22 protein-coding genes and 1 other annotated feature are annotated in these 24,738 nt (G+C 57.9%); of the genes, 16 read left to right on the top strand and 6 right to left on the bottom strand.

Going from position 1 to position 24,738, the window contains the following annotated elements:
• Positions 1-57: 57 nt before the first annotated feature.
• Positions 58-582: a type 1 glutamine amidotransferase domain-containing protein gene (locus GXP70_RS19110; RefSeq protein ID WP_162358316.1), complete on the bottom strand. Its 525-nt coding sequence runs from the start codon at positions 580-582 to the stop codon at positions 58-60.
• A gap of 63 nt (positions 583-645) precedes the next feature.
• On the opposite strand from GXP70_RS19110, the gene GXP70_RS19105 reads away from it, so the two are divergent.
• The 5 genes from GXP70_RS19105 (at position 646) to GXP70_RS19085 (ending at position 3,783) form a co-directional block, all read left to right on the top strand.
• Positions 646-1,059: a VanZ family protein gene (locus GXP70_RS19105; RefSeq protein ID WP_162358315.1), complete on the top strand. Its 414-nt coding sequence runs from the start codon at positions 646-648 to the stop codon at positions 1,057-1,059.
• A 188-nt stretch (positions 1,060-1,247) separates the two neighbouring features.
• Complete coding sequence (locus GXP70_RS19100; RefSeq protein ID WP_318652384.1) at positions 1,248-1,622, top strand: hypothetical protein; 375 nt, start codon at positions 1,248-1,250, stop codon at positions 1,620-1,622.
• 23 nt (positions 1,623-1,645) lie between these two features.
• Positions 1,646-2,002: a bacillithiol system redox-active protein YtxJ gene (ytxJ, locus tag GXP70_RS19095; RefSeq protein ID WP_162358313.1), complete on the top strand. Its 357-nt coding sequence runs from the start codon at positions 1,646-1,648 to the stop codon at positions 2,000-2,002.
• 72 nt (positions 2,003-2,074) lie between these two features.
• Complete coding sequence (gene ccpA / locus GXP70_RS19090) at positions 2,075-3,079, top strand: catabolite control protein A (protein ID WP_162358312.1); 1,005 nt, start codon at positions 2,075-2,077, stop codon at positions 3,077-3,079.
• Positions 3,079-3,783 carry a 5'-methylthioadenosine/adenosylhomocysteine nucleosidase gene (locus GXP70_RS19085; RefSeq protein WP_162358311.1) on the top strand — a complete coding sequence of 235 codons (705 nt, stop codon included), beginning with the start codon at positions 3,079-3,081 and terminating at the stop codon, positions 3,781-3,783. The genes ccpA and GXP70_RS19085 overlap by 1 nt, the downstream gene beginning before the upstream one ends.
• 88 nt (positions 3,784-3,871) lie before the next feature.
• Here GXP70_RS19085 and GXP70_RS19080 read toward each other — a convergent pair whose 3' ends face one another.
• Together GXP70_RS19080 and GXP70_RS19075 are read right to left on the bottom strand one after the other, a co-directional pair.
• Entirely contained in the window at positions 3,872-5,050 is a 1,179-nt protein-coding gene (locus tag GXP70_RS19080) for an acetoin utilization protein AcuC (protein ID WP_162358310.1), read from the bottom strand.
• A 45-nt stretch (positions 5,051-5,095) separates the two neighbouring features.
• Entirely contained in the window at positions 5,096-5,728 is a 633-nt protein-coding gene (locus GXP70_RS19075) for a GNAT family N-acetyltransferase (protein ID WP_162358309.1), read from the bottom strand.
• Between the two features lie 268 nt (positions 5,729-5,996).
• Here GXP70_RS19075 and acsA point away from each other — a divergent pair, with 268 nt between their 5' ends.
• Positions 5,997-7,721 (top strand): acetate--CoA ligase, encoded by a 1,725-nt coding sequence (acsA, locus tag GXP70_RS19070; RefSeq protein ID WP_162358308.1) that lies wholly within the window; start codon positions 5,997-5,999, stop codon positions 7,719-7,721.
• Between the two features lie 200 nt (positions 7,722-7,921).
• On the opposite strand, the gene GXP70_RS19065 is transcribed toward acsA, so the two are convergent.
• The gene (locus GXP70_RS19065; RefSeq protein ID WP_162358307.1) at positions 7,922-11,065 is read right to left on the bottom strand and encodes a transglycosylase domain-containing protein; all 3,144 of its coding nucleotides are present in this window, start codon (positions 11,063-11,065) and stop codon (positions 7,922-7,924) included.
• 203 nt (positions 11,066-11,268) lie between these two features.
• Positions 11,269-11,573: a binding site (T-box leader), on the top strand.
• Positions 11,574-11,623: 50 nt separating this feature from the next.
• On the opposite strand from GXP70_RS19065, the gene tyrS reads away from it, so the two are divergent.
• The 5 genes from tyrS to GXP70_RS19040 all read left to right on the top strand — a co-directional run bounded on the left by tyrS (position 11,624) and on the right by GXP70_RS19040 (position 17,177).
• Entirely contained in the window at positions 11,624-12,877 is a 1,254-nt protein-coding gene (tyrS, locus tag GXP70_RS19060) for a tyrosine--tRNA ligase (protein WP_192043500.1), read from the top strand.
• Between the two features lie 187 nt (positions 12,878-13,064).
• The gene (locus GXP70_RS19055; RefSeq protein WP_162358305.1) at positions 13,065-13,592 is read left to right on the top strand and encodes an NfeD family protein; all 528 of its coding nucleotides are present in this window, start codon (positions 13,065-13,067) and stop codon (positions 13,590-13,592) included.
• Between the two features lie 28 nt (positions 13,593-13,620).
• A complete protein-coding gene (locus tag GXP70_RS19050; protein ID WP_162358304.1) occupies positions 13,621-15,156 on the top strand; it encodes a flotillin lipid rafts scaffold protein FloT in 1,536 nt (511 codons plus the stop codon).
• A 277-nt stretch (positions 15,157-15,433) separates the two neighbouring features.
• On the top strand, positions 15,434-16,207 hold the full coding sequence (locus tag GXP70_RS19045; RefSeq protein ID WP_162358303.1) for an AraC family transcriptional regulator: 774 nt from the start codon (positions 15,434-15,436) through the stop codon (positions 16,205-16,207).
• Between the two features lie 133 nt (positions 16,208-16,340).
• Complete coding sequence (locus GXP70_RS19040) at positions 16,341-17,177, top strand: phytanoyl-CoA dioxygenase family protein (RefSeq protein WP_162358302.1); 837 nt, start codon at positions 16,341-16,343, stop codon at positions 17,175-17,177.
• On the opposite strand, the gene GXP70_RS19035 is transcribed toward GXP70_RS19040, so the two are convergent.
• The gene (locus tag GXP70_RS19035; RefSeq protein WP_162358301.1) at positions 17,153-18,097 is read right to left on the bottom strand and encodes a helix-turn-helix transcriptional regulator; all 945 of its coding nucleotides are present in this window, start codon (positions 18,095-18,097) and stop codon (positions 17,153-17,155) included. The two genes, GXP70_RS19040 and GXP70_RS19035, sit on opposite strands and share 25 nt — an antisense overlap.
• A 50-nt stretch (positions 18,098-18,147) precedes the next feature.
• On the opposite strand from GXP70_RS19035, the gene GXP70_RS19030 reads away from it, so the two are divergent.
• Positions 18,148-19,251 (top strand): glycoside hydrolase family 172 protein, encoded by a 1,104-nt coding sequence (locus GXP70_RS19030; RefSeq protein WP_162358300.1) that lies wholly within the window; start codon positions 18,148-18,150, stop codon positions 19,249-19,251.
• Between the two features lie 90 nt (positions 19,252-19,341).
• On the opposite strand, the gene rpsD is transcribed toward GXP70_RS19030, so the two are convergent.
• A complete protein-coding gene (rpsD, locus tag GXP70_RS19025) occupies positions 19,342-19,941 on the bottom strand; it encodes a 30S ribosomal protein S4 (protein WP_162360553.1) in 600 nt (199 codons plus the stop codon).
• A gap of 440 nt (positions 19,942-20,381) precedes the next feature.
• Between rpsD and GXP70_RS19020 the strand changes: the two genes are divergently transcribed.
• From GXP70_RS19020 to GXP70_RS19005, 4 genes are all read left to right on the top strand, one after another.
• Entirely contained in the window at positions 20,382-22,238 is a 1,857-nt protein-coding gene (locus tag GXP70_RS19020; protein ID WP_225442474.1) for a diguanylate cyclase domain-containing protein, read from the top strand.
• 185 nt (positions 22,239-22,423) lie between these two features.
• Positions 22,424-23,161 carry a hypothetical protein gene (locus GXP70_RS19015; protein WP_162358298.1) on the top strand — a complete coding sequence of 246 codons (738 nt, stop codon included), beginning with the start codon at positions 22,424-22,426 and terminating at the stop codon, positions 23,159-23,161.
• A gap of 106 nt (positions 23,162-23,267) precedes the next feature.
• On the top strand, positions 23,268-24,383 hold the full coding sequence (locus tag GXP70_RS19010; RefSeq protein ID WP_162358297.1) for an aminopeptidase: 1,116 nt from the start codon (positions 23,268-23,270) through the stop codon (positions 24,381-24,383).
• A 79-nt stretch (positions 24,384-24,462) separates the two neighbouring features.
• On the top strand, positions 24,463-24,702 hold the full coding sequence (locus GXP70_RS19005; protein ID WP_162358296.1) for an HPr family phosphocarrier protein: 240 nt from the start codon (positions 24,463-24,465) through the stop codon (positions 24,700-24,702).
• Positions 24,703-24,738 lie beyond the last annotated feature (36 nt).

The raw sequence follows: 24,738 nt of genomic DNA, 5'->3' as shown, positions 1-24,738 counted from the left end.
CAAGCACAATTGTCATCTAAGCATATATGCGTACGTATATGAGAACAAGCGTAAACATCAGCCGTTCCGCAGCGCGTCGACGAACGCCTTGGCGTACGGCGGCAGATCCGGCGGCCGGCGCGCCGAAATCAGATGGCCGTCGACGACGACCGGCTCGTCGAGCCAGACGGCGCCGGCGTTCTCCATATCGTCCCGGATGCCGGGCGTTGACGTCACTTTGCGCCCGTTCAGAATTTTTGCGGAGACGAGCACCCAGCCGGCATGGCAGATTTGCCCGATCGGCTTGGCCGCCGCGTCCAGCTCGCGCACGAGCTGGAGCACCTTCGGATCGCGGCGGATTTTGTCCGGCGCCCACCCGCCCGGCACGAGCAGGCCGTCGATCGCGGCGCCGTCGAGCTCGTCGTAGCCGATATCGGCCTTGGCGGGAACGCCGTATTTGCCGATATGCGTCCGGCCTTTCTCGGGTCCGGCGAACAGCACGGTCGCGCCTTCCTCGCGAACGCGGTAGACCGGATACCATAATTCGAGATCCTCGAATTCGTCGTCAAGCAGACAAATGATCGTTTTTCCTTGCAGCGACATCGTTGTTCCTCCTCTTGCCCTGATTCGGCAGACATTGTACTCATTCTATACGAAGGTGATTCCATGAAGCAAACCGCAAGAAGGAGTCTCGCCCTGCTGCCCTCCGTGCTAACGATGGCGGCGATCTTCTGGCTCTCCTCGCGAACCGGCGACGAGCTGAATACGGTGCTGCCCTGGCTGCAGAAGCTGTTCCCCTCCATGGCGGATTTCAACTGGGGGCATTTCGTCGCTTATTTCGCGCTCGCCTTGGCGTACGCGTACGGCTTCGGCCGGCGCGCCGAGCGGCTGTCCGCGAAAGCGGCGGTCGTGCTGCTGTGCCTTGCTTACGGGCTGACGGATGAATACCATCAATCGTTCGTCGCGGGACGGTCGCCCGACTTCGAGGACCTGCTGCACGACGGCATCGGAGCCGCGCTGGCCATGCTGCTGCTGACCTTCCCGCCGGTGATCAAACAGTGGCGCAGACTGGCTGTTTAACCCGTTAGAAGCAAAAATTACAACCTCTCCGGAAGAAGGACTTCGCCGCAAAAAGTCGAATACCTTTATCGTCTAGCTATGCCTGCGATAAACGCATTTTTCTAGAAGCGTTTCCATGGCTGTGCTTCTTTGAGGAGAAGGGGTGGATTATTTTGCAAAAGCGCTGTGCTTGCGGCGGTACGATGCCAATGAAGCTGCGTACCGTCATATATTCCAACAAGGTTGAAATTGATAACGTTCCGATTTACTCTTGTCCTTCCTGCAACCGCAGCGAAGTGTTTCCGGAAGTCAAGCCGGACCTCACGGGTTTGATCGGCAAACTGGGCGCCCAGCCGGCAAAACAAACCTTTTTGTTTAACGAATGGAATGAATGGGCAAAGCTGTTAGTAGAGGCTCATCACGATAAGAAGAAATCCGATCCGGCGCTCGTCAGGCGGATGACGGAAGAACGAATCGACATGCTTCTGGATCTCTTGTCGGTCGCGAAAGCGGCGGGAGACGAAGAGTGGATGGCTGACATACATAAGCGGCTGAGCCAATTAAGCAGGGGCATGCTACAATAAGGATAATCAAAGGAGGGCCCGGAATGGACATGCCGGTTCCGCTTGCGAATGCCGTCGAATGGGAGGCCGCTTACGACGAATCGTTTCGTCAGCCGTTGCTTGTGTTCAAGCACAGCACGCAATGCTCGATCAGCAGCGGGGCGTACGACGAATTGTCCAGCTGGCTCGAAGACGCGGTAACCTTATCGCTGAAGCCCGTAATGGTGCTCGTCCCGGAAAATCGGATCGTCGCCGATGCGATCGCGGAGCGGCTGCTGGTGAAGCACGAATCGCCTCAGCTGCTATTGGTGGACGGCGGCAAGGTGTCGTGGAGCGCTTCCCATTGGCGGATTACCTACTCAACATTAGACGAGCATCTCGGCACGCATTGCGAAAAGTAATATTTTGTCGTATGATTAAAGATAAAGTGTTACGGGGCGAGAGAAAAATTTGAACTAATGGAGAGAAGGACTGTGACGGTAACCATTTATGATGTAGCAAGAGAAGCAGGCGTGTCCATGGCAACTGTGTCACGGGTCGTCAACAACAATCCGAACGTTAAACCTCAGACACGCAAGAAAGTATTCGAAGCGATCGAGCGCTTAGGCTATCGTCCGAATGCGGTTGCGCGCGGTTTGGCGAGCAAGAAAACGACTACTGTCGGGGTCGTTATTCCCGACATTTCCAATGCGATCTTCGCCGAAGTCGCTCGCGGCATCGAGGATATCGCCAATATGTATCACTATAATATTATTTTGTGCAACGCGGACAAGAAGAAAGAGAAAGAGATCCGCGTCATCAATACGCTGCTGGAGAAGCAGGTCGACGGGCTGCTGTTCATGGGCGGCGCCGTGACGGACGAGCATCTGCAGGCGTTCAAGTCGGCGAACGTGCCGATCGTGCTCTGCGCGACGACCGACGAGAACGGCGCGATTCCATCCGTCGACATCGATCACGAAGCCGCTGCGTTCGACGCGGTACAGACGCTGATCAAGAACGGCCACCGCTCGATCGCGATGATCGGCGGCACGCTGCAGGATCCGGCGAACGGCTATGCGCGTTTCCAAGGCTACAAGCGCGCGCTGGAAGCGAACGGGCTGCCTTACGACGAGAACATGGTGCGGATCGGCAACTACCGCTACGAATCCGGCGTCGACGCGATGAAGTACTTCCTGGAGCTGCCCTCCCGTCCCACGGCGGTCTTCTCCGCGACGGACGAAATGGCGATCGGCGCGATCCACAGCATCCAGGATGCGGGCCTGAAAGTGCCGAACGATATTTCGGTCATCAGCGTGGACAACAGCCGCATGGCGTCCATGGTCAGACCGCAATTGACCGCGGTCGCGCAGCCGATGTACGATATCGGCGCGGTGTCGATGCGTCTGCTGACGAAGCTGATGAAGAAAGAAACGGTTGATAATCCGAAAGTCGTGCTGCCGTACGAAATCGTAACGCGTCAATCGGTAGGGAGCATCTAATGACGACAGCTTACCGCAAGATTGGCATCATTGGAGCTATGGTCGAAGAAGTGGAGCTGCTTCACAAGCATGTCGAGAAGACGGGCGCTTTCGTGAAGGCAGGGATTGAATATACGGAAGGCCTCTTCCAAGGCCGCCAGGTCGTGTTCTGCAAGTCCGGCGTAGGCAAAGTCAACGCGGCGGTTTGCACGCAGCTGCTGATCGAGGCCGGCGTCGATTGCGTCCTGTTTACGGGCGTAGCGGGCGCCGTGGCGCCGAGCTTGAACATCGGCGACATCGTCGTATCGACATCCTGCCTGCAGCATGACATGGACGTGACGCCGCTTGGCTTCGCCCGCGGACAAATCCCGTACCAGGATACGTGGGATTTCCAGGCGGATCCGGCGCTGGTCGAGCTTGCCGGCAGCGTCAGCGAGCAATTGTTCCCGGGCCGTACGCTGAAGGGCAAGGTACTTTCCGGCGACCAATTCGTCGCTTCCCGCGACACGGTACGTGCTCTCTACGAGGAGCTGAACGGCGCGTGCACCGAGATGGAAGGCGCATCGCTCGCGCAAGTATGCCATATGAACGGCATTCCGTACGTCGTCATCCGTGCGATGTCGGACAAGGCGGACGGTTCGGCGCATGTGAATTTCGCCGAGTTTACGGTGCAGGCTTCCATTAATTCGCACGCGATTATCGAAGGCATGATCAAGCAGCTCTAGGCTGCGACGATGAATAGAGGCAGCTTCTCGCTCTTCCGGCATGGAAGAGGCGAGGGCTGCCTCTTTTGCGCGTGCGTTGGACGCTGCGTTAGATTTGCTGCAGTACGACCGATACGACTTCTCCGTTGCGGGCTTCGATTTCTTGCCTGCGCGGTATCGGCTGCCAGTGCGCGAGATCGTCCAGCCAGCTCGCGGGAAGCTCTTCATCGGCCTCGGACTGCCAATGCTCCTGCCAAGACCGGGGAAGCGGCTCATTCGCCTCCGTATCGTTTAACCGTTCGGCGAGCGGATGATCCGTCATGGCGAGCCAGACGAGCGACCAGGCGCGCGGCACGACGCGCCAGATATCGTAGCCGCCGCCCCCGAGCGCAATCCATTTGCCTCCCGTATGCGCGTGGGCGAGCTCATGGATGATGGCCGGCATCGCCTGATAGATGCGCATGCTGCAATGGATGTGCGAGAGCGGATCGAATGCATGCGCGTCGCAGCCATGCTGGCTGACGATCACGTCGGGCTTGAAGTAAGCGGCCGCGCGTTCCACGGTCAAGCGGAAGCTCTCGAGCCAGGAATCGTCTTCCGTGTACGGCTCCATGGGGACGTTGATCGACGTTCCGAATCCGGCGTCCATGCCGCGTTCGGTGACGAAGCCCGTGCCGGGAAACAAATATTTGCCCGTCTCGTGAATCGAGTAGGTGCACACGTCGGGATCGGCATAGAACGTCCATTGGACGCCGTCGCCGTGATGAACGTCCGTATCGATATACAGCACGCGGGCACCATATTGCTTGCGGATGTGCGCGATAGCGACGGCGGCGTCGTTGTAGACGCAGAAGCCCGACCCGCGGTCCGGGAAGGCGTGATGCAGCCCGCCGGCCATATGATACGCATGCAGCACTTCGCCGCGCATGACGACGTCCGCCGCAAGGGCGGAGCCGCCGGCGATGGCGGCCGCCGCCTCGTGCATGCCCGGGAAGTACGGCGTATCCTCGGTGCTCAGGCCGAATTTGCCGGCTTGGGCGACGGCGCTGCCTTCGGGATGCGGCATGCTGAGCTTGCGAACGGTTTCAAGATAGTCCGGCCTGTGAACGAGCTGCAGCAGCTCCTCGCCGGCGGGCGAGGCTTGCAGGATGTCAGCCGGGTCCAACGCGCCCGCTGCCTCAAGCAGATGCCTGGCAAGCGTCAGCCTGATCGGATTGAAGGGATGCTCCTGATTGAATTTATAACGTTCCGCATCGGGAGAATAGATATATACGGCATTGGCCGTCATGCTGCTCAACTGCCTTTCTGCGCAAGCTTTGCCTGTACGCGGATGCTAGTACATGAACCGCTGCCGGAAGCGGACGCGGTCGAATTGCTGTATGGAGCTTAGCGGCACCTCCCGGCCGATGCGAACCATGAGGCAGTTCGCCGGGTGGGCGCATATTTCGGGGTCGTCCGTCGCGAACCAGATCATTCCGGCTTCCTTCATGAGATTCTCCATCATAGCGCGGTAATCCCACACGCTCAGTCCCGTGCCTTCGAGATCCCAATGCCAATAATATTCCGTCGTATAGACGATGACGTTCTCCAGCTGCTCTTGCTCGAAAGCGAGCAGAATGAGCCGCTTGGCCAAACCAAGTCCGCGGTAGTCGTCCGCGACCTCGACGGCCCCGAGCTCGACGAGATCGTCCATATGGCCTTCCGACCACGTCTCCAGCTCGTCCGGATAGTGGAAGGTGACGTAGCCGACGATAAGGTCGCCGTCCCGGGCCGCGATGATGCGCCCTTCGGGGAGCTCGGCGATTTCCAGAAGCGCCTTGAACTGCTCCGGCGGACGGCGGAAAGCGTCCAATTGGTGGTGCATTCTCAAGCCGGCCAGCCGTTCGGCGGGAAGCGGACCTTCGATCATGATTTCCCGGCCTTGAAAAGGAACGATTTCGGCATGCAGCCATTTGCGATGTTCCATTGAAGTCGGCTCCTTTCTCCAATATAAGTCGCTGCAAGCGTTATGGGCGCACAGGCAAGCTTATATTTCACCGGCATGAAACGGCCTTCCGCTGCCGAAAGGACGCCGAAAGCCGTTTCACCTTGTACTACCCTACTTATATCAAAAAAAAGGTTGGATGAAAAGCATGGCCTGAATTACGGCAAGCATGATATAATATGAAAGCGTATTCGGACGTTGATCCGAACTAGACAAATCGGTTTTACTATGGGCAGGAGGATGATGATTTATGAGTAATTTGCATCAAGAACGGATTCCGGCGACGGCATCCGGCTCCAACATGGCTAGCTATGAGGAAACCTATGCGCAATTCAGTTTCGATGAACTCGAGCAGCATTTCTCCTGGCATGAAACGGGCAACGTGAACATGGCCTATGAAGCAATCGACCGTCATGTCGAAGCAGGGCGCGGCGACAAAATTGCTCTCTACTATAGCGACAACGCAAGAGACGAATCTTATACGTTCGCAGAGATGGCGAAGCAGTCGAACCGGTTCGCCAACGTGCTTCGCGGACTGGGCATTGCCAAGGGTGAACGGGTTTTCATCTTCATGCCGCGCACGCCGGAGCTGTATTTCAGCCTCCTTGGCTCGCTGAAGGCGGGCGCAGTGGTCGGACCGCTGTTCGAAGCGTTCATGGAAACGGCGGTCAGAGACCGTCTGCAGGATAGCGGCGCGGTCGCGATCGTGACGACGCCGGCGCTGCTGTCGCGCATTCCGCGCGAGGAATTGCCGGAACTGAAGCATATCATCGTGATGGGCGACGATGTGCAGGCGGGCGGCGGCATTATCGATTATAAAGCCGAAATGGCCAACGCTTCCGATGAAGCCGAGATCGAATGGCTGGGCCGCGAAGACGGCTTGCTCATTCACTACACGTCGGGCTCGACAGGCAAGCCGAAAGGCATCTTCCACGTACAGAACGCGATGATCCAGCACTACTTTACGGGCCGCGTCGTGCTTGATCTGCAGCCTGACGATATTTATTGGTGCACGGCCGACCCGGGCTGGGTAACGGGAACGTCGTACGGCATCTTCGCGCCTTGGCTGAACGGCGCGACGAACGTGATTCGCGGCGGACGCTTCAGTCCGCAGGACTGGTACAAGACGATCGAGCGCTACGGCGTAACGGTATGGTACAGCGCGCCTACCGCGTTCCGTATGCTCATGGGCGCAGGCGACGACGTCGTCGGCCAATTCAACCTGTCCAGCCTTCGCCACGTGCTGAGCGTCGGCGAGCCGCTGAACCCGGAAGTCGTTCGCTGGGGATTGAAAGTATATCAACAGCGCATTCACGATACGTGGTGGATGACGGAAACGGGCGGTCAGCTGATCTGCAACTATCCGAGCATGGACATTAAACCGGGCTCCATGGGCAAGCCGATCCCGGGCGTGCAGGCCGCGATCATCGACGACGGCGGCAACGAGCTTCCGCCGTACCGAATGGGCAACCTCGCCATTCGCACGCCTTGGCCGTCCATGATGCGCAAGGTATGGAACAATCCGGCCAAGTACGAGGAATATTTCCGCATTGCGGGCTGGTACATTTCCGGCGACTCCGCTTATCGCGACGAGGACGGCTATTTCTGGTTCCAAGGCCGCATCGACGACGTCATCAATACGGCCGGCGAGCGGGTAGGCCCGTTCGAAGTGGAGAGCAAGCTGGTCGAGCATCCGGCGGTAGCCGAAGCGGGGGTTATCGGGAAGCCGGATCCGATGCGCGGCGAAATCATTAAAGCGTTCGTGGCGCTTCGCGAGGGCTTCACGGCTACGGACGAGTTGAAGGCCGATATTACGAAATTCGTCAAAGAAGGCCTCTCCGCGCACGCCGCGCCGCGTGAAATCGAATTTAAGGATAAGCTGCCGAAGACGCGCAGCGGCAAGATCATGCGCCGCGTTCTGAAGGCGTGGGAGCTGAATTTGCCGACAGGCGATTTGTCCACGATCGAAGATTAATCGCGCGAAGATGAATCACACGAAGATGAATCACGATTTCGCGAAAATCGGCGCCGTCCAGCGGTGGCAGCTCTTAGAGCTCAGCGGAGGCGCCTCACGGGCTCTATATTAGCCGGCCGGCTTGACAGCCAGCCGGCAGGAACAACCCAAAAAAACCTTCCGACGCATCCCAGCGGATGCATCGGAAGGTTTTTTTGCTGTTATTTAAGCCCGACGGGACTTGAAGTCGGGGATTCGCCGGTTTCGTTCACGGCGCTCACTTGGAAGTAGCCGCTTGTTAACGGCGATACATATTCGAATCTCGCTTCGTTCGTAGAGCCGATCTTGCTGTACTTGCCGGTTCGGCTCGGGCTGTAGTACACGTTGTAGCTGGTTACCTGTTCCGCCGTGGCATTGTCGGCCCAAGTCAGCTTAATGCCGATATCGGTGCTGTCGATCGACACGTTCATTGGCGCGGCCGGAACGGAGAGAGCGGCCGATGAACCGTTCCCTCCGATTGTCGTCGTGCCTGCATTAGCAGGCGATCCGGTATCTTGCGGAAGCCCCGTAATGTCCTGGGCGCCGCCGTCGGATGTCATTCCGGGACCTTGCGGCTCGTACGCGCCGCCGCCGGATGAGACGATCGGGCTCGGAGCGGACTCTCTGCCCGCGACGTCGACGGCGGTCACGTAGTACGAGTAAATGCCGCCGCTGCCGATATAGCTGACGAACTTCGTATCTTGTCCCGTCAGGACCGGACTGCCGGTATTCGCGAACGATCCGTTATTGACGGCACGGTACAGCCGATAGCCGATAACGTCTTTCTCCGGCGACGGATTGAATGCAATGCGGTAAGCGCTCGTCGTCGATACCGTCTCGAGCGTCACGTTCGAAGGCGGGCTCGGCGCTCTGCCGTCGTCGACGCGCGGATCGACGATGGAAGGCGCGTCCTTGCCGGCGTCGGCAGGGACGTAGACGCTCATCGGCCTGCGGCTGTCGGCCGGCAGCTTCGCCTGCGCCGCTTCGATTTCCTGCATCAGCTGGTCAAGCGGCTTCTCGCGTTTGACGACGAGCAATTCCTTGACCATGTCCGCAGGGGTAGTCGGCTGCGGGATGTAGTTGACCCCGTTGTAGGAGATAACGGACATCTTGACCAGCGCATCGTCCGGCTCCTTCGGCAGGAACTTCGTGTTGAACCAATCCGTCACCGTCTTGCCCGCGCTGCGGGTCAAATCGGTCGGAAGTTTGCCGCTCAGGCTGGATACGGTCGCCTTGGCGATGCCCGAAGGCATCGTGAACTCCTTGGTCGGGAAGAGCTCCGGACGTTCGGTCGTCACTTCGTTCATGATATCCGACCAGATAATGCGGGCTCGTTCCCGCTCCGGCTTGGACAGCGTGTTCTTCTGCTTCTCGTAGCCGACCCATACGCCGAGCGTAATGTCCGGCGTGAAGCCCATGAACCATACGTCGCCGTAGCTTTGAGTCGAGCCGGTTTTGCCGACGACCGGAATTTTGCCGTAGTTTTTGAAATACGACGTGATTTTATGACCGGAGCCTTGCGGTTCGGAAATGACCGTCCGCAGCATATCGGTCATGAGGAAGGCCGTCTGCTCCGAGAAGACGCGAAGCGGCTTGTCTTCGTGCTGGTAGACGATATTGCCGTTCGCATCGGTGATTTTGCTGATCATGTACGCATCGTTGAAGACGCCCTTGTCGGCGATCGCGCCGTACGCGTTGGTCAGCTCCTCGACGGAGACCCCGATGCTCAGACCGCCGATGACGCCGGTTTGCGCATAGTCGTCTTCCGGCTGAATCGTCGTGATGCCGAGCTTGCGCGCGAACTTCCACGCTTCGGGGATCGTCACGATGTTGTTGAACACTTTAAGCGCCGGAATATTCAGCGAGCGGTTCAGCGCGTCTCTCGCCGTTACGAGCCCGTAGAACTTGTTCGTCACGTTCATCGGGATATGGAAGCCCTTCTGGCCGTCCTTCATGACGATCGGCGAATCGTCGATGATGCTCGCCGGTTGAATCAAGCCTTTCTCGATGGCCGGCAGGTAAGCGGCGATCGGCTTCATGGTGGAGCCCGGCTGACGGGTCATTTGGGTCGCGTGGTTCAACTGCTCGGTATAGAAGTCGCGCCCTTCGAGCATGCCGAGAATGGCGCCGGTCTTGTGATCCAGCATGATGGCGCCCGTCTGCTCAAGGCCTTTCTCCTTGCTGTCGCCGCCGAAATTGTTCGGATCCGAGCCGACCTTGTGCATCGAATTGTACACTTTCTTATCGATCGTCGTGAAGATGTGATAGCCGCCGCGGAGCAAATTCTGATGCGCCGCTTCGAGCAGCTGCGCGTTCTCCTTCTTCTTGACGTCTTCGGGCTTCAAGTCCGGATTGTCGTGCAGAACGAGCAGCTCCGCCGCTTGACGCTCGGATTCCAGCATCAGGAACGGGAACGTCGAATAAGCTTTCTCCGTCGGCTTGGCCAGCGATTTCTCGATGTCGAAGGTCAATGCCTCGTCGTATTGCTCCTGGCTGATGCGGCCCGTTTCCAGCATCCGTTTCAATACGAGGCGCTGCCGGTCCATGGAGAGCTTGAAGCCGGAGGGGTTGAATTTGCCTTTGCTCGTAAAGGCCGTATAAGCTGACGGGCGCTGCGGCAAACCGGCCAAATACGCGGATTGCGCGATGTTCAGCTGGTTCAGATCGGTAATGTTGAAGATGCCTTTGGCTGCCGCTTTGATACCGTACAGGTTGTAGCCGGTGTTGCCCGTGCCGAACTGCACTTTGTTCAAATACGCGGTCAGGATTTCGTCCTTGGTCAAGAAGCGCTCGATCCGCAGCGAGAGGAAAATTTCCTTCACCTTCCGGCTGTCGGTCTTGTCCAGGGTCAGGAACACCTGGCGCACCAATTGCTGCGTCAGCGTACTGCCGCCGGTCTGCGTATCCTCGTTCAGCACCTTCTGCTTGACCGCGCGGGCGAGTCCGTTGAAGTCGATCCCGACGTGCTTATAGAAGTTGTTGTCTTCCGTCGCGAGCACGGCGTTGACGACCTGCGGCGGAATATCTTCCCGCTTGATCAGGCGCCGGTCTTCCTCCGTGCGCAATTGACCGACGGGGGTTTGTCCATCGTTGAAGTAGACGAACCCCGTGACGGCGTTCTCATTGATTTTCGCTTCCATTTCTTCCCGCGAGCGAACGGGTTCATCCTTAACGAATGAGGCCACGTAGCCGGCAACGGCGGCCGTAGCGAATAATCCGATTAATAGTCCGAAGATAAAGAGCCATTTAAACGTTATCAACGTCACGATCCCGAAGGTCCGCCATTTGCTGTAACCTTTGGCGTGCTGTTGTCGGTCTTGATCCATAGAATGATTAGCCTCCTCCGATTAACTCCATTATTATAGCATAAATCGCCATTTGAAGGAGGGCTTGGGCCGTGAAAATGTCGGTTCCTCGACCATTTCCCCGCTTTCGGCGGGCAGCCGTTGACTTCTCTCGCCGCCCTGTGGTATAACCTGATACAAGGTTAACGGCCATGGCCGTACCGGCTTCGCAACAACTGCATATCGACAATGCGATGATGGGCATCAGTAGAGATGCGGACCGCGATACCAGAGAGCCGGTGGCAGGTGCGAACCGGCACGCGCCGTATGTTGAATTACCGCCTTGAGCTGATCGGACGAACGCGCGAGCGGACGGTTGCCTGTTCTTGGGGCAGCGGTTCTTCCAGTAGTCTGCATCCGGATAAGATCCGTTATGAAATGAAGTGAGAGCCGAAGCGCAGGCATGCCTGTCAGCATGAACCCGATGCTGCGGGGAACCCGGCGGCTCTAACGAGGGTGGTACCGCGAGCTAATCCTTCTCGTCCCTTGAGACGAGAAGGATTTTTTGTCATTTTCTGATAGGGAGAGTGGGTTCGCATGGTGAAATGGGAACAGCTGACGGCCGCGCAGCAGCAGGAAGTCGAGCGGCAAATGGCGGTCATTCGGCGGGGTGTCGCCGAGATCGTGCCGGAAGAGGATTTGAAAGCAAAAGTGGCGAACGCCGTGGCGACGGGCACGCCGCTTAAAGTGAAGCTCGGGCTCGATCCGTCCGCGCCGGACATTCATATCGGGCATACGGTCGTGCTCCACAAGCTGAAGCAATTTCAGCAGCTCGGCCATGACGTACAGCTCATCATCGGCGATTTTACGGGCCGTATCGGCGATCCGACGGGGAAATCCGAGACGCGCAAGCAGCTGAGCGAAGAGGACGTGAAGCGGAATGCCGAGACGTACCAGAAGCAAATCTACAAGCTGCTCGACCCGGCCAAGACGACGGTCTACTACAATTCCGACTGGCTCGGCGCGATGAACTTCGCGGAGGTCGTAACGCTTGCGGCGAAAGTGACGGTCGCGCGCATGCTCGAACGGGACGATTTTACGAAGCGCTATCAGTCCGGGCAGCCGATCAGCATTCATGAATTCTTCTACCCGCTTATGCAGGGCTACGATTCCGTCGCCCTGGAGACCGACGTGGAGCTCGGCGGCACCGACCAGACATTCAACGTGCTGATGGGCCGCACGCTGCAGAAGGAATACGGCAAAGCGGCGCAGGCCGCGATCATGATGCCGCTCATCGCAGGCTTGGACGGCGTGAACAAGATGAGCAAAAGCTTGGGCAACTACATCGGCATCGACGAAGAGCCGAACGAAATCTACGGCAAAACGATGTCGGTTCCCGACGAGCTGATGCTGACGTACTACGAGCTTGCGACGGCTGTCGGCGGCGAGGAGCTGGAGCAGCTTCGCGCCGGCATCGCGGACGGCAGCAAGCATCCGCGCGATGTCAAGATGGCCTTGGCCCGCATGTTCGTGGGGATGTACCACGGCGAAGCCGCGGCGGAGGCGGCCGAGCGGCATTTTATTGCCGTGTTCCAGAAGCGGTCGCTGCCGGACGACATTGAGGAAGCGGCATTGCCGGCGGCGGAGCTGGAGGATGGCCGGATCCGCATTCTGAAGCTGCTTACGGCGCTCGGCCTGCAGCCTTCCGTCAGCGAAGCGAAACGGAGCGTGCAGCAGGGCGCCGTGCGCATCAACGAGCGGCGGATCGAGGATTGGACGGCGGACGTCGTGCCGGCCGACGGCGACATTATCCAGGTCGGCAAGCGGAAGTTCGTGAAAGTGGTCCTCCGCTAGCATATATTGCCTAGTACTATAAGCTTCTTGGCCTTGCTTACTTCCGTTGCAATTGCAGCGATGACGGCATGTTTCGACATTTTCGGAGCAATCGCTTCCTTCGGCGGCGAAACTTCTTCTTCGCGGCGACGTAATAAATATCGGATGCGATTCAATATTATGGAATTCAAGGAATGGGAGGGAGGGCATGGAAGGACTCTATCTCGGCTGTTTGATTGCCGGCATTCTGTTCGCGCTCGTCAGCGTCGTATTGGGCGACTGGCTCAGCCTCGCGCTCGACGGCGTGCTCGATTTCCTGTCGCTGGACGGGGTGCCCGTTCTGAAGCCGACGGCCGTCGTCGGCGGCGTGACCGTCTTTGGCGGCGCGGGCTTGCTGCTTGAGCATCACAGCGGGTTCGGTCATGCGGCGAACGCGGCGTTAGCCGCGCTTGGGGCCGTGGCAGCGGCGATCGGCGTGTACTATGCGTACATTCGCCCCATGGAGCGGAGCGAGCATTCGACCGGCTACTCCATGAAAGAACTGACCGGCATGAGAGGCGAGGTGACCGTGCCGATTCCGGCGAGCGGGTTCGGCGAAGTGACGGTGAAAGCCGGCGTGGGCTTGTCGAACCATATTGCCGCGAGCTTCGACGGCACGGAGATCGCAGCCGGTTCGCGCATCGTCGTGATCGGCATCGAAGCGCATACGCTTCTCGTATCGAAATTAGAGCTCTAGACGCACGAAAGAGAGGGGAAGTTATTACATGCCTGATTATTTGATCATTCCGGCGGTCGTCGTCGGCGTATTAATTCTGCTTGGCTTGGCCTTCTGGGCCAGATACCGGACCGTCGGACCGGATAAAGCGATGATCGTCACGGGGTCCTTCCTGGGCAGTCACAACGTCGCGGTCGACGAGTCGGGACGCAAGAACAAAATCGTCCGGGGCGGCGGCGCGTTCATCCTGCCGGTCGTTCAGAAAGCGGACTTCTTGTCGCTGCTGTCCCACAAGCTCGACGTGTCGACGCCGGAAGTGTTCACCGAGCAGGGCGTTCCGGTATTCTGCGACGGCGTTGCCATTATCAAGATCGGCGGTTCCGTCGAAGACGTCGCGACGGCCGCCGAGCAGTTCCTGGGCAAACCGACGGAGGCGCTCAAGGGCGAGGCGCAGGAAGTGCTTGAAGGCCATCTGCGCTCGATCCTCGGCGGCATGACCGTGGAGGAAGTATACCGGAACCGCGATAAATTCGCGCAGGAAGCGCAGAGCGTCGCGGCGCGGGATTTGAAGAAGATGGGGCTGCAGATCGTTTCGTTCACGATCAAGGATGTGCGCGACAAGCACGGATACTTGGAAGCGCTCGGCAAGCCGCGCATCGCCGCCGTCAAGCGCGATGCCGACATCGCCGAAGCCGAAGCGGTGCGGGATTCCCGGATTCAGAAGGCACGCGCTGAAGAAGAAGGCTTGAAGGCCGAGCTGCTGCGCGATACGCATATCGCGGAAGCGGCCAAGGATAAGGAATTGAAGGTCGCTTCCTTCAAGAAGGAACAGGATTCCGCCAAGGCGGAAGCCGACCAGGCTTACGCCATTCAGGAAGCGCGCGCCAAGCAGTCCGTCGTCGAAGAACAGATGCAGGTCGAGCTCGTGCGGAAAGAGCGCGAGATCGATCTCGAGGGCAAAGAAATTTTGCGCCGCGAGAAGCAGTACGACGCGGAAGTGAAGAAGAAGGCGGACGCCGACAGGTACGCGGTCGAGCAGGCGGCGGAAGCCGATAAGGCGAAGCGGATGCGCGAGGCGGACGCCGCGCAGTATCAAATCGAGGCGGAAGCGAAGGCGCACGCGGAGCAGAAGCGGCTGGAAGGTCTCGCGATCGCGGACGCCGAACGGGCGAAAGGCACGGCGGAAGCCGATGTCATCCGTCTGCGCGGCTTGGCGGAAGCGGAAGCGAAGGAGAAGCTGGCCCACGCGTTCGAATCGTTCGGCGAAGCGGCCGTGCTCGATATTATCGTGAAGATGCTGCCGGAGCTGGCCGGCAAAGTCGCCGAGCCGATCGGCGCGATCGACAAGCTGACCGTCGTCGATACCGGTCACGGCGAAGGCGCTGCCCGCGTCAGCAATTACGTCACGTCGCTGATGGCGACGGCGCCGGAAATGCTGAAGAGCGTATCGGGCATCGATCTGAACGCCCTGGTGCGCGGGCTGACGTCGCGGAACGGATCGTCGCCGGTGACCGCGGCATCGTCGCCCGTTGCCGAAACATCGGCGCTTCTGGCGGAAGCTGCGGCGAAAGGCGATATCGCTTGATGTTGGCGGCTATCGTTTAAGCATCGCGCGGGACACGCAGCGTACGCAGCACGCACGGCGCACCAGCGCACACAGCGCGCGCCTTTTCAATGCGTACGCAGCATGCATAACGTTCTTACAAACCCCGCTCCTCGCACGGAGCGGGGTTTCTGTATGCGTGCCGTCCGTTGCAATCGCATCGGCATGCCGCAGCATGCCAGCTTCTTCACGAAGGAGATCCGACACCGTATCGCGAAAAGTAGTAAGAACGACGCGGCGGAGCGGGAGGAATAGCCTAATGATCAAACTGCATACCTGTTACGTGAAAGAGTTTCAAGGGCAATGGGATATGGGGCGAAGCGTCACGCAGTACCATATCCTGCTCGTCATCACGCGAGGGAAGGTCGATTACTGGGTGAATGACGATACGGTCAGCCTGCAGAAGGGAGACGTGCTGTTCATACCGGCCGGGACGGTTCGCGGCGGCAGAGGAACCGGGGATCATCAGCGTTATGCGACGCATTTCACGCTGGAAGCGCATGACCGGGCGCTGCTGCCCATACTCGAAGACAATCGCCCCTGCCATGCGTCGATCGGCGCGTTCGAATATTTCAAGCAGCGTTTCCTGCTGCTCCAGCACCACCGGCTCATGCGGGGACCGTACTCGGAAACGACGTGCTACGCGATTCTGCTGGAGCTGCTCGGCATCATCAATTACGAACGCGACCGCTGGAAGCTCCCGGCCAAGAAGATCAATATGGCGGAGGACATCAAGCATTATTTGCTCGGCCATTACCGGGAGCCCGTGACGCTGCGCGACTTGGCCGGGTTCACCGGACGGACGCCGAATCATATCTCGCATGCGTTCAAGTCGGTGACCGGCTTAACGCCGATCGAATACTTGCACCATGTCCGCATCGCCAAGGCGAAGGAGCTGATGTTCGACCGCATGATGCCGATCAGCGAGATCGCGGAAGAAACCGGATTTTGCGATCAAGCGTATTTCAATCGGGTATTCAAGAAGCTGACCGGCTGCTCGCCGACGGCATTCCTGAACGGAAGGGCGGACTGAACGGCGAAATGAGAGCGTTGTCATAACAATCGTTGAATCGTACAAAAGATAACCGGATCGTTACTCGAAACGCGGCGGATGAACTCTTATGATAGAGACAGGAAGCGCAACACTACCATGGAGGGGATCGACGATGAATCCATCATGCTTGCAGTATGCGTTAACAGAAGAAGAGCGCAGGACGTTTAACGAAACCGGCTATTTAATCCTGGAGAACGCCTTGTCGGAGGAACAGACCGCCCGCATTACCGAAGCGTTCGACCGGATATACGCGAACAAGCTCAGCGAGGGACATGACCCGAAGACGGCGCTGTTTTATCCAAATTTCATTCCGGATCACGAGCTGTTTCTTGACCTTGTCGACTACGAGAAGGTGCTTCCGAAGGTATGGGGCTTGCTTGGCTGGAACATCTACTTGTATCACGCCCATATGATTGCGACGCCGCCGTCCGGCCAGGCCAAGAACGACGCGACGTTCGGCTGGCATCAAGACAGCGGGCGCGTCAACGTGGAGATGGAATCCCATCCGCGGCCAAGGCTGTCGCTGAAGGTGGCGTATTTCTTATCGGACGTATCCGAGGCCGACCGCGGCAATTTCTGGGTCGTGCCGGGCAGTCATTTGAACGACAGCCTGGACATGCCGGCCGACCGCCACGGACAGCCGGAGGGCGCCATTCCGGTTCGCGTCAAGCCGGGCACGGCCGTCTTCTTCGACCGGCGCCTCTGGCATGCGGGCACGCCGAACTGGTCGGAGCTGACGCGCAAAGTGCTGTTCTACGGCTACGGCTACCGCTGGATTCGCACGAAGGACGATATGACCGTTTCGCACCTGTGGGAGAACAGCAGTCCGATTCGCCGCCAGATGCTCGGCTACGGCGTGAACTGCAACGGCCATTATACGCCTACGGATGCCGACGTGCCGCTGCGCGGCTGGCTGAAGGAGCATCAGCCCGACATGGTCGCGCGGTAGCGGGAAGGACTGCAGCCCTCGTACGACTTGAATGCCCGGCTGAACGCGTGGATCGTCGAATAGCCGAGCTGATCCGATATTTCCTGCAAGGACAAGTACGTGTACCGGATCATCGTCTTGGCCTTCTCCAGCCGGATATGCTGATGATACTGAATCGGCGTCCGTTGGAAGACGTTCTTGAACAGATGGATCAAATAAAACTTGCTGATATGGAACCGGACCTCGAGCTCTTCGAGGCTCACGCTGCGATGGGCGTTGTGGTCGATGAAGGCTTTGATCTCGGCGAGCAGCTCCAGCTGTCCGCCGCCGGGCGCCTTGCTGCCCCAGTATTGCTCGCGCATGATCAGGGACAGGATGTCGAGCATGAGGCTCTTCATCCGCAGCTCGTGGAAGGGAGGCTTCGTCTCGAATTCGCGGATCAGTTCGAATAACGCCTGCTCGAGCGGAAGCGGGTCGCCCGGCCGGAAGCGGGAAGGAATGTAATACGGCCGGGCGTCCAGTTCGTTGCTTCGCAGCCAGCCCCGTTCTTTGGCGGTCATCTGCTCCAGCGGCTTGAAGGAGACGCCGACCTCCGGGCTGTCGGGCTGGACCGTCAAGTCGAAGTGGACATGCGGCTGCCGGATCCGCGTCCCGCCGATAATTTGAATGGAATGCGTCTGACCCGGTTTAAAGAAGAAGTAATCCCCCGCGCTTCCCTCGTACGTCTCCCCTTCCACCGTGACGAGCAGTTGGCCTTCCATCAGATAAAGCAGCTCGTAATCCCAAATGACGCGCTTGCCGATGCTCCAAGAAGCGTCCAGCACACTATCCATCGCGACCCGGATATACGGGGACAACCGTTCGATTTGCACGTTCAACACCTCAGCAATAATGGATAAATAACTGAACAATATACGGTAACGGATCTTCTTATCTTTCATTATATAATAGGCTCGTACAAGCACAATATCTGATACATGAGGTGAGGCATATGCTGCAACAGAACGGATTGGGACTCGGACTTGCATCGGCGCCGCTCGTCACGAAAGCGCGGACAAGATCGATTACGGCGGAAAATCCAAACGGCGAGAAAGGGCAGGGCGGCAAAGCGTCGAGCAATCTTGGCCCCGGCCGAAAAGGGCGTCCGGCGATCACGCTGACGGCGGGTGAAGAGGTTACGCTTGCTTCCATTCAGGGAACCGGGATCATCCAGCATTTCTGGATTACGGTCACCGATCGAACGGGCAATGGACATCCGGGGCACTTCGTGCTTCGCGACCTGGTCATCCGCATGTTCTGGGACGACGAGACGGAGCCGTCGGTCGAAGTGCCGCTCGGCGATTTCTTCTGCAATGGCTTCGGGATCCGGACCAACGTGAATTCGCTTCCAATCTGCGTCGCGCCGACGGGCGGCATGAACTGTTACATTCCGATGCCGTTCCGCCAATCGGCCCGGATTACGATCGTGAACCAGCATGCCACCGACATCGGCGGTTTCTTCTATGCGTTCAATTACGCGCTGGTGGACGAGCTGCCGGAGAACACGGCGTATTTTCATGCGCAATGGCGCCGGGAAGCCGTCACCGAGCTGGGCAAGGACTATACGATCCTCGACAACGTCAAGGGCGAGGGCCATTATATCGGTACCTATTTGGCGTGGGCGGCTCTGGAGCGCTATTGGTGGGGCGAAGGCGAGATCAAATTCTATATGGACGGCGACGACGAATGGCCGACCATCTGCGGCACGGGCACGGAGGATTACGTCGGCGGCGCATGGTGCTTCAACAATATGGAGCAGGGCGTGCCGGAATCCTATTCGACGCCGTATCTGGGCTACCAGTTCTATAAGGAATCGACCAAGATCGATCCGTGGTACGGCCATAACGTGCCGATGCACGGCATGTACCGCTGGCATCTGCTCGACCCGATCCGGTTCGAGAAGGACCTGCGCGTCACGGTTCAACAGATCGGCCATAACTCCGTGCAGCTGTTCGAGCGTTCCGACGACGTCTCTTCCGTTGCGTACTGGTACCAGATGGAGCCGCATGCGCCGTTCCCTGCACTGCCCGCGGTCGAGAAGAGATGGCCGCGTTAATGATTGCGATGAGACCGGATAAGCGAATCCAGCCGATGCCGATCGGGAAATAAAAAAGGTCCGAAGCGATTGCTTCGGACCTCTTGCTTATTAACGGCTGTAGAACTCGACGATTTGCTTCTCGTCGATCTCTTGCGGAAGCTCGGCGCGTTCCGGAAGACGAACGTATTTGCCTTCAACGGCAGCGTCGTTGTACTCCAGGTAGTTTGGCAGGAAGTTGCGGCCTTCCAGCGCTTCTTTGATCGATTTCATAGCGCGGCTGCGTTCGCGCAGGCCGATTACGTCGCCAGTGGAAACCGTGTACGAAGCGATGTCGACTTTCTTGCCGTTTACCGTAACGTGACCGTGGGAAACGAGCTGACGCGCGCCTGCACGGGAGTTGGAGAAGCCAAGACGGTAAACCAGGTTATCCAGACGGCTCTCGAGCAGAACCATGAAGTTTTCGCCGGCGATACCTTTAAGCTTCGAGGCTTTGTCGAACAGGTTGCGGAATTGTTTTTCGTTTACGCCGTACATGTGGCGCAGCTTTTGTTTCTCTTGCAATTGAATGCCGTAGCCGCTCATTTTTTTGCGTTGGCCCGGGCCGTGTTGACCTGGTGGGAATGCGCGCTTCAATTCTTTGCCAGTACCGCTCAGGGAGATGCCGAGGCGGCGGGAGAGTTTGAATTTAGGACCTGTATATCTTGACATGTGTCGTAAAACTCCTTCTTCAAATGGAATGTTTGAAAATGGGTGTTTCGCCGAGTACTGTCTTGTCTGCATTGACAATCAATGCGGATTTATCAGGCATGTTCAGCCGCAGGCCTGATCGCGACAGCCTCTATGAGGGTGACACAAAACCGTTCCCATGTATTCAACTATAAATATTATATAAACTCATAGCGCAATGTCAAGTATTTTAAAGGCGGCAGGCACGATATCGAAGCGCCGCGCGCATCTGGACGGCAGTGCGGGGTGCCGGCCATGGAGCATGGCGCGGAGAAGTTGTCGAAAACATATCTTAAGACCTATTTTTTTCCAACCATTAATAGTGCAATCAAGCTAGTTTTCAAGTATAGTGGAAGATGTAAGACGACCTGGAATGTAGAGGAAAGCCGAGGATGATGCTGCGTATGATGAGTTCACATGACATGTCTATATCGAATTCCGTCGAGCTCTTGGCGGCCGATATTCGGGAGACGCAGCAGCCTGACATTTGGTTACCGCAAGGCGAATTTCATGCCGGAGACGATAAGCTTATAACCATTTTAATGAAAGAAACCTGGAACCGATGGCTCGCGCAAGCCATAACCATATCTTCTCCCTTGCTGCAGCATCCCGTCCGGCTGCTGAACGCCGAAGGCGGCGTCCTGGACGAATGGAGCGGCGGCAGCGGAACGCATGAAGAGGGCGAAGCTCTGCAGGCGCCTGTATGCAGCAGGACGAGGGAAGGGGACTGCATCGCGCGCTTAACGGTGGCGGCGCCGGACCGCACGGCAGCCTTGCTTCCGCTATTGCAAGCCGGAGCTCTTGCGCTGCAGGAGATGTACGACCATGCATTCGATCTGCTGACGGTCAGGCAGGTATTGAAACGACAGCAAATCAGCGACAAGGAAGCGCGCGGGCGCGACAAGCTGTTTCAGGCCGCGAAGCGGCTTCATGACCAGAACGACGTCTACTCGGTGCTTCATGTGCTGCTTGACGACGTCGAAGGGATGTACCCCGGCGCCGATATCAACCTGTATCTGTCGCAGGATTTCTTGTATGCCGACAATCGCGTGAAGCCGCTCCTGCTGCGCCATACGAACGACGACCTGAACGCGGAAGCGTTCCTGACGGGCAGGCCGGTTTCCGCCGAGGAGGAAGGGGGCGGGATCAGGCTGGCCATTCCGATGCGGGGCAAACAAGCCGTGTACGGCGTGCTCAGCTTGAGCAAGCAGCAGCAGTGGGACGAGTTCGAGCAGCGTTCGATGCTCATGCTCGTCGACACGGCCGGTTCCGCTTTCGAGAATGCCAAGCTGTACGAGCAGTCCAATCTGCTGATCAGCGAGCTTCAGCTCATTAACGAATTGACGAAGCGGCTGAACCAATCCCTGCGGCTGAACGAAGTGTTCGACTTCGTCTTGACCGAGCTGCTCCAAATTTTCAAAGCGGATTACTGCCACATGATGCAGCTCAGCATCGAAGATAACCGCTTCCGGATCGTGGCGAGCAACATTCCGATGGAAGCGAATGCGATCTACTCCACCGACAACGGGTTTAGCGGGGTCGTGGTCAGGACCCGGGAACCGCTGATCGTCTCCGATTACTGGTCTACGCGGATCGTCGACTCCAAGCTGATGGACGCTACCGGCTCCAGGTCGCTGATTGCCGCGCCGGTCATGGCAGGGGCGGAAGTCGTCGGGGTCATCATGGTCTCGCATCTGACGCCGAACTTCTTCTCGTACGAGAACTACAAGCTCCTTCAAGTGCTGTCGACGCACATCGGACTTGCGGTAGCCAATGCCTCCCTCCATGCGGAAGTGAGGCGCATGGTCATTACGGATAATTTAACGGGCCTCCACGCGCGGCACTTCTTGAACGAACAGATTCAGCTTCGTCAGCGCAAGGACCGCTGCGGCTCGCTCGTGCTTGTCGACATCGATCATTTCAAACGCGTCAACGATACGTACGGCCATCTGGTCGGCGACAGCATCCTGGTTCTCGTCAGCGACGCCATCCGCAGCTGCATTCGCGATACCGATATCGCGGCGCGCTGGGGCGGAGAAGAACTGGCCGTCTACTTGCCGCGGATCCGAACGGCACAAGCGCTTCGCATCGCCGAACGAATCCGCAGTTCGGTGGAGACGCAGACGAATCCTCCGGTAACGGTGTCGTGCGGCATCTCGGAATGGACCTTCGAAGAGGACAAAATCAGCGTGGAATCGTTGTTCAACAAAGCGGACATGGCTTTGTACGAAGCGAAGAAGAATGGCCGGAACCGTATTTGCATCGGCGATAACGGGTAGGCGGCAGGCAGCCGGCGTGCGCATATGGCGTTCGCCGTTTTTTTGTGCCCGAATAACTCGAATCGAATAACCCGAATTGCTCGAATCATATAGAAGCAAATGTTCCGCAGGTACATAAAGATCGATGATCGAACAGACGCTATCCGTGGAGGACGAATCAAGCTGAAACAGGATGGTGAGCGAAGATGAATCGAAGCAAGCTAATCGCGATCGGCGCCGTTTGCCTGGCGCTGACGGGCTGTGCGCATGCCAATAACCGTTCGCCGCAGGAGCTGCTGTCATTGTCCGTCGCAGGCCTGTCCGGCGTCGACCGATATGCATTCAGCGGAGAGACCGGCATCGGAACCGGAACGCAGGCGGATCGCAATCCAAGCGCGTACCAAGGGACGGTCAGCAACCATAACCAAGTCAACGTGCAGGGAACCGGGGGGAGCATGCTGCCATCGCAGCGGAATCCGCTCGAACTGCTGAACGAAATCGAAGCGGCGGCGGTCAAGACGGAAATCATTCCCGAGGAGTCGACCGGTCAGCGGACCGTATTGCGCATCACGACGGACCCGAAGAAGACGGCTGCCCTATGGTCCGATCGCCTGCGCGGCGAATTCAGCCTGTTGGAGAAGAAAGTTCCCGCGAACGTATCCGCCGCGCCGCAAGGACAGGGGCATGTGCAAACCCAAGCCAAACCGCTGAGCCCGGCTGATCAATCCGCGCTTGAAGCGGAATGGAACGGCGAGCTGGCACATTCCAGACGGACGCTCGAATCGATGCTCGCGACGATGCAGGCGCAATCGACCTGCAAGCTGGCGATCGACCGAAAGAAGCTGCTGCCGCTCTCGCTGGAAGAGCGGACCGCGTTCCGATACCAGGTCGACGGGAAGCCAGTGGAAGAGAACCGGACGACGCGGCTGAACTTCAACTTATGAATGCCGGCGGTCGGAGGCGCATGACGGAAGCCGCCGTGCATACGCCAGCCAAACATGTTAATATACTTGCGTAAGAAATGTGTAAGAACGAAGCGGAGGTAATGACATGCGTGATCCAAGAATGCAGAAGCTTGCGGAGAACCTGGCAGGCTATTCCATTAACGTGCAGCCCGGTGAAAATGTACTCATCGATATGATCGGCTCGGAACGGGAATTGGCGAAATGCTTGGTCGAAGAGGTGGCCAAGCGCGGAGGCCGCCCGTTCGTCGAAACGAGCGACCGCACCGTGCTGCGGACGATGCTCATGAATGCGACGGAGGAACAGATCAAGCTGTGGGCCTCCTTCGATTTGAAGCGGATGCAGGCGATGCAGGGCTACATAGCGGTTCGATCGGGCGAGAACATCAACTCGCTGGCCGACGTGCCAAGCGACAAAATGAACCTGTACGACAAATATTACCGTCATCCGATTCACTCGGAGCAGCGCGTGAAGCACACGAAGTGGGTCGTGCTGCGCTACCCGAACGATTCCATGGCGCAGCTGGCCAACATGAGCACGGAAGCGTTCGAGGATTTCTATTTCGACGTGTGCAATTTGGACTATGCGAAGATGGATAAGGCCATGGATCCGTTGCAGGCGTTGATGGCGAAGACGGATAAGGTGCGGATCGTCGCGCCGGGCACGGACTTGACGTTCTCGATCAAAGGCATCGGCGCGAGCAAATGCGCGGGCGAACGCAACATTCCGGACGGCGAAGTGTTCAGCTGCCCGGTGCGCGATTCCGTTCAAGGCACGATCACGTATAATTCGCCATCGGTCTATTCCGGCGTCACGTTCGAGAATATCGCATTTACGTTCAAAGACGGGAAGATCGTCGAAGCGTCGAGCAACAATACCGCCAAGCTGAACGAAATTCTCGACATGGACGAGGGCGCGCGCTATATCGGCGAATTCAGTCTTGGCTTCAACCCGTATATTCTGCATCCGATGAAGGACATCCTGTTTGACGAGAAGATCGCGGGCAGCCTTCATTTTACGCCGGGCCAGGCGTACGAGGAGACGGACAACGGCAACCGTTCCGCCGTTCACTGGGATTTGGTGCTCATCCAGCGGCCGGAATACGGCGGCGGCGAAGTGTATTTCGACGATGTCCTGATCCGCAAAGACGGCTTGTTCGTCCTGCCCGAACTGGAAGGCTTGAATCCTGAAAATTTAAAGTAAAAGCCCCCTTGTAGGAATGTCGAAATCGGGTTATGATGAGTGAAGTTAGCGAATGTAACTAAATAATGGAGGGATTCCCATGTCCAATAATGCGGCAATCGTTGATATTTCGCAAACGGCCAATAAATTCCGGTCGTCCATCGTTCTGCAAGCCGAGAACAAATACATTGACGTCAAAAGCATCCTCGGCCTATTCACCACATTGGTCGGCGGTCACTCCTACGAGCTTCACGTCCATGGACCGGATGCGGAGGAAGCACAAGCGGCTATGGCCGAAGTGTTCGCCAAGCACAACTTGAATGTAACGATAGTCGAATAGTTTTTTCGTCCTAAGCAACAAGGAAAGCGCTTCACC

Source organism: Paenibacillus lycopersici (assembly GCF_010119935.1).
Lineage (GTDB): Bacteria > Bacillota > Bacilli > Paenibacillales > Paenibacillaceae > Paenibacillus_Z > Paenibacillus_Z lycopersici.
The sequence above is the reverse complement of the archived record's forward strand: the minus strand, read 5'-3'. Positions and strand labels throughout refer to the sequence as shown.

Bases quoted from the DNA above. Each gene is read 5' to 3' on its own strand.
- GXP70_RS19110 (WP_162358316.1), bottom strand. From the start codon at position 582: ATGTCGCTGCAAGGAAAAACGATCATTTGTCTGCTTGACGACGAATTC.
- GXP70_RS19105 (WP_162358315.1), top strand. From the start codon at position 646: ATGAAGCAAACCGCAAGAAGGAGTCTCGCCCTGCTGCCCTCCGTGCTA.
- GXP70_RS19100 (WP_318652384.1), top strand. From the start codon at position 1,248: ATGAAGCTGCGTACCGTCATATATTCCAACAAGGTTGAAATTGATAAC.
- ytxJ (WP_162358313.1), top strand. From the start codon at position 1,646: ATGGACATGCCGGTTCCGCTTGCGAATGCCGTCGAATGGGAGGCCGCT.
- GXP70_RS19085 (WP_162358311.1), top strand. From the start codon at position 3,079: ATGACGACAGCTTACCGCAAGATTGGCATCATTGGAGCTATGGTCGAA.
- GXP70_RS19080 (WP_162358310.1), bottom strand. From the start codon at position 5,050: ATGACGGCCAATGCCGTATATATCTATTCTCCCGATGCGGAACGTTAT.
- GXP70_RS19075 (WP_162358309.1), bottom strand. From the start codon at position 5,728: ATGGAACATCGCAAATGGCTGCATGCCGAAATCGTTCCTTTTCAAGGC.
- acsA (WP_162358308.1), top strand. From the start codon at position 5,997: ATGAGTAATTTGCATCAAGAACGGATTCCGGCGACGGCATCCGGCTCC.
- GXP70_RS19065 (WP_162358307.1), bottom strand. From the start codon at position 11,065: ATGGATCAAGACCGACAACAGCACGCCAAAGGTTACAGCAAATGGCGG.
- GXP70_RS19055 (WP_162358305.1), top strand. From the start codon at position 13,065: ATGGAAGGACTCTATCTCGGCTGTTTGATTGCCGGCATTCTGTTCGCG.
- GXP70_RS19050 (WP_162358304.1), top strand. From the start codon at position 13,621: ATGCCTGATTATTTGATCATTCCGGCGGTCGTCGTCGGCGTATTAATT.
- GXP70_RS19045 (WP_162358303.1), top strand. From the start codon at position 15,434: ATGATCAAACTGCATACCTGTTACGTGAAAGAGTTTCAAGGGCAATGG.
- GXP70_RS19040 (WP_162358302.1), top strand. From the start codon at position 16,341: ATGAATCCATCATGCTTGCAGTATGCGTTAACAGAAGAAGAGCGCAGG.
- GXP70_RS19035 (WP_162358301.1), bottom strand. From the start codon at position 18,097: ATGAAAGATAAGAAGATCCGTTACCGTATATTGTTCAGTTATTTATCC.
- GXP70_RS19030 (WP_162358300.1), top strand. From the start codon at position 18,148: ATGCTGCAACAGAACGGATTGGGACTCGGACTTGCATCGGCGCCGCTC.
- rpsD (WP_162360553.1), bottom strand. From the start codon at position 19,941: ATGTCAAGATATACAGGTCCTAAATTCAAACTCTCCCGCCGCCTCGGC.
- GXP70_RS19020 (WP_225442474.1), top strand. From the start codon at position 20,382: ATGTCTATATCGAATTCCGTCGAGCTCTTGGCGGCCGATATTCGGGAG.
- GXP70_RS19015 (WP_162358298.1), top strand. From the start codon at position 22,424: ATGAATCGAAGCAAGCTAATCGCGATCGGCGCCGTTTGCCTGGCGCTG.
- GXP70_RS19010 (WP_162358297.1), top strand. From the start codon at position 23,268: ATGCGTGATCCAAGAATGCAGAAGCTTGCGGAGAACCTGGCAGGCTAT.
- GXP70_RS19005 (WP_162358296.1), top strand. From the start codon at position 24,463: ATGTCCAATAATGCGGCAATCGTTGATATTTCGCAAACGGCCAATAAA.